Source organism: Corynebacterium sp. UMB6689, assembly GCF_030215295.1.
Lineage (GTDB): Bacteria > Actinomycetota > Actinomycetes > Mycobacteriales > Mycobacteriaceae > Corynebacterium > Corynebacterium aurimucosum.
Map to the genome: position 1 here is coordinate 1 of NZ_JASOLS010000251.1, position 245 is coordinate 245.

Sequence of the window (245 nt, forward strand, 5' to 3'; positions counted from 1 at the left end):
TGGAACAATCCGAGCTTCCGGATAATTGCCTCCTGGTTTTCGGGCAGGAATCCGCCGGAATTTCCCCCGATTTACTCGAGCGTTGCGACGGCGCGGTGGAAATCACCCAGGATGGCTCCACCCGTTCCCTCAACGTCGCCGCGGCCGCGGCCATCGCTATGCACTGGTGGGTAGCCCAGCACTCCCGGCATGCCTAACTTCGGGCCACCCCGCGTTCGCACTAGTTTTACTTCCCAGGAGGATCA

General features: G+C 61.2%; 1 protein-coding gene. It reads left to right on the top strand.

The window, feature by feature from the left end; all coding sequences use genetic code 11:
* Positions 1-197: TrmH family RNA methyltransferase (locus QP363_RS13390; RefSeq protein ID WP_284764852.1), on the top strand; the 197-nt coding region annotated here is incomplete at its 5' end.
* Positions 198-245: the final 48 nt, after the last annotated feature.